This window comes from Bacteroidota bacterium (assembly GCA_030706565.1).
Taxonomy (GTDB): Bacteria; Bacteroidota; Bacteroidia; order Bacteroidales; family JAUZOH01; genus JAUZOH01.
This window is the reverse complement of sequence record JAUZOH010000381.1, coordinates 1-3,573: the sequence shown is the minus strand read 5'-3', so window position 1 is coordinate 3,573 and position 3,573 is coordinate 1. Positions and strand designations below refer to the sequence as shown.

Genomic DNA, 3,573 nt, shown 5'->3' with positions numbered 1-3,573 from the left:
TCGTCACAAAAAGTTTACAAAAAAGACTGTGACTGCGTCAACTCATTCCGCCTCCTGGCGTCGGCTTCATTCAGACAGTACGCAGTCAATAAGGATTTTGTTTTTAACGCTTCGCGGAGGAAAGTCCTGGAACTTTTTAATTAATCACCGGCCTGTTTTAGCCCCTTGGTAAATGAAGGACAATAAATCACTGACTTTAAATTTTATTCCGTTCAGGAAAATATTTAGTTGAGAAACTTAAATTAATTATTTTCGTAGGAAATTGATGATGATAAAATAATTATTACTGTGGTTCCCGTTGGTCACAGAAAAGATATATACAAATAATCCGCCTCCTGTAAGAACTTCTTTGAACAATTCACCTTCCTGCTTGTTATGCTCATTAAATTTTAAATTAAAAAGTACTATCCCGGATATTACATATTATTCTAATTTTACGCTTTCAAATTATTGCAATGATAGAAAACACAAAATACAGCAATTTAATTGCTTATCTTAAAAAACTGGAAAAAGTTGCCGTTGCTTTTTCGGGAGGAGTGGACAGTTCGTTTTTGATTGCAGCAGCCAAAGAAGCTTTGGGCGATGATGTATGCGCCATCACGATAGATTCCCCTGCCCTGCCCCGTTATGAACTTGAAGACACCAAGAAAATTGCAGCCCTGGTTGGTGTAAAACACATCATTGTCAATTCACCTGAAATTGAAGAAGACATCAAACATAATCCCGTAAACAGGTGTTACCTGTGCAAGAAGGTTGAATTTGGGCGTATCCGTTCTGAGGCTGAAAAGATGGGCATTGCTTATGTGCTCGACGGCAGTAATTTCGATGATTTAAAAGATTACCGCCCCGGCATGAAAGCCACCCGGGAGGTGAAAGTACTCAGTCCGCTGCTGGAAAATAAGATTACCAAAGCCGAAATACGGCAGTTTTCCAAAGAACTTAACCTACCCACCTGGAACAAACCGGCTTATGCCTGCCTGTATTCAAGGATACCTTACGGGAACAACATCAACAAAGAAGATTTGGAAAAAATAGAAAAGTCCGAAAAATACCTGATTGATGCCGGTTTTAAAACCGTCCGGGTACGCTGCCACGGAAATCTGGCCCGCATTGAAGTAGCAGCAGAAGACAGGCAAAAACTCTTTATCGAGCCTTTTGCCACGGAACTGTCCCGCCAACTAAAAGCCTTTGGTTTCAAGTTTATTGCCGTTGACCTGCAGGGTTACCGCATGGGCAGCCTGAATGAAGTCATTTGACTAACAGGGGATCAACCTTTTTAAGGATCCTGGTTTTACCTCACTTTTTAATATACGATAAAAAGTGAGGTCTCAGTGTATTGTAATTGGGTTTCGGTTCGCACCCCTACCCAACTCAAACAATCCTGTTTTCCTGCGGCTGTCCACTTTAAAAGCAGCCTATTTTATCCGTCCGAATAGTAACCTGTTCCGTTTTATTGGCCTTTGGCCTGCCTTATTCTAATTTTCAAATTAATTCATTAAAATTTAACAACTTATTGATAAGTTTTTTAATTTTGATTGGTATAACATGAATAATTTTTAAATTAAGGGAAAAAATAGGGAATAACAGTAATATTGAAGTTACAGGACATTAGGCGTAATATTAAGTGCGACACGAGGCTTTCCAAATAACTATTAAACGTTCTTTTATTTTAGGAATGATTTAACCTCATGTTCCATCATGAGTAGCCTACCGGCACATGCGTCAATGGCAACGTTGGAGTGTGAAGCTGCCTGGAAAAGATTCCCAGATGGGTAACAACATTCCGGAAGGTGTTGGCTTGGGTGGTATGGTGAATAGAGGTAAACTGTCGTTGACGTACCGTCATGCGCGTAAATGTGAAAGTTGTTGACACACATTGGCCAAAATGGCAAGAAGACAAGATACAAGCACGTTATCTGCAAGCACATGGATACAGCTCTTCCAGTATATAGGCAGCACCTAACCCATCCTGTTATTTGGACGGAACGTGGTAAGCCTGTCCTGCTCCTTCGTTGCAGAAGGTAGGTTCGCCGTAAAGCGCACACAATGCCGGGCAGGTATGGGAGGATGGAGAAAGCAAATGCCCCTTTGTAACGATTGGGATATGCCCACTTCCATCTGGTTCTCTTTTGCAAGAACATTGTAGTAAAACTCTAATTCAGGAACCGCAAATGAAGTCCGATCATAAGGATTGTGCACCAGAAACAAGGCTGAAGAATTGGAACTCCATCGACTGGAAGAAGGTTAAACGGTCGGTAAAGTCATTACAATTACGTATTGCAAAGGCAACAAGGGAAGGAAAACATAATAAAGCCAAGGCTTTACAATAGATTCTTACCCACTCGTTTGCGGCTAAGCTATTGGCTGTAAAACGGGTTACAGAAAATTCAGGAAAACGCACCCCGGGAACGGACAGGGTGTGTTGGAAAACCCCTACTCAAAAATTCCGGGCAGCCTTATCTTTAGTCAGGAAGGGCTACAAAGCATTGCCCCTGCGTCGCCTTTACATTCTCAAAAAGAACGGGAAGAAACGTCCGTTGGGAATACCAACCATGAAAGACCGGGCATTCCAGGCTTTACACCTTCTGGCCCTTGAACCAATATCCGAAACACTGGCCGACAAAGGTTCGTACGGTTTTCGCCAAAAACGAAGCTGCCACGATGCCATTGAACGGTGTTACATACACCTTTCAAGAAAAGACAGTGCAACATGGATATTGGAAGGGGACATCAAAGGCTGTTTTAACAACATCAACCATCATTGGTTAGTGCAAAACATCCCGATGGACAAAAAGGTACTGCAACAATGGCTCAAAGCCGGATTTATTGAGAACAAACAACTCTATCCTACAACTCAGGGTACCCCGCAGGGAGGGATCATCTCTCCCACTCTGGCCAACATGACCCTTGACGGGCTTGAAGCGGCCATCGATAAAGTCTTCGATATTAAGATCAGGCCAGATGGTTGCCGTAAGAACAACCCGCACAAAATCCACCTTGTCCGTTATGCCGACGATTTCATCGTTACCGCATCCTATAAGGAAATACTGGAAAACAAGGTCAAACCCCTGATCGAGGAATTCCTCGGACAAAGAGGGTTGCAATTATCGCTGGAGAAAACCAAAATAACCCACATCTCCGAGGGCTTTAACTTCCTTGGACAGAACATAAGAATGTTCCCGAAAGGTAAACTTCTTATATGTCCAACAAAGGAGGCAATCAAATCGGTGAAAGAAAAGTTGAAGGATATTATTTTGAAACACAGGGGTTCACAGCTGCAGTTTTAATCCGAAACCTGAACCCGGTTATCACTGGATGGGCTAATTACCACAGGCACGTCTGCTCGAAGAAAGCTTTCTATCTATTAGACAGGATATTGTGGAGGAACATCTGGAACTGGGCTCGACGAAGACACAATAACCTTGGATACCGGAAAATCGTTTCCCTAATTTTTATGAGCATTGGCAATCGAAAATGGCAGTTCTTCGGCAAGTTCGATGATGGAAAGACTATCTTGCTCCGCATGTTTGGCCTCTTCCAAATTAAACGTCACCGGCTTATTAATGGGAACGC

At 42.5% G+C, this 3,573-nt stretch carries 2 protein-coding genes and 1 pseudogene; 2 read left to right on the top strand and 1 reads right to left on the bottom strand.

What is annotated here, in order from left to right:
• Positions 1-455: 455 nt before the first annotated feature.
• Positions 456-1,256, top strand: a complete 801-nt coding sequence (gene larE, locus Q8907_14410) for an ATP-dependent sacrificial sulfur transferase LarE (GenBank protein ID MDP4275464.1) — start codon at positions 456-458, stop codon at positions 1,254-1,256.
• A gap of 440 nt (positions 1,257-1,696) precedes the next feature.
• Here the strand turns inward: larE and Q8907_14405 are convergent, their stop codons facing one another.
• Entirely contained in the window at positions 1,697-1,846 is a 150-nt protein-coding gene (locus tag Q8907_14405) for a hypothetical protein (GenBank protein ID MDP4275463.1), read from the bottom strand.
• A 325-nt stretch (positions 1,847-2,171) separates the two neighbouring features.
• Between Q8907_14405 and ltrA the strand changes: the two are divergent.
• Positions 2,172-3,287: pseudogene (gene ltrA, locus Q8907_14400) on the top strand (group II intron reverse transcriptase/maturase).
• Positions 3,288-3,573 lie beyond the last annotated feature (286 nt).

Bases quoted from the DNA above. Each gene is read 5' to 3' on its own strand.
- larE (MDP4275464.1), top strand. From the start codon at position 456: ATGATAGAAAACACAAAATACAGCAATTTAATTGCTTATCTTAAAAAA.
- Q8907_14405 (MDP4275463.1), bottom strand. From the start codon at position 1,846: ATGACGGTACGTCAACGACAGTTTACCTCTATTCACCATACCACCCAA.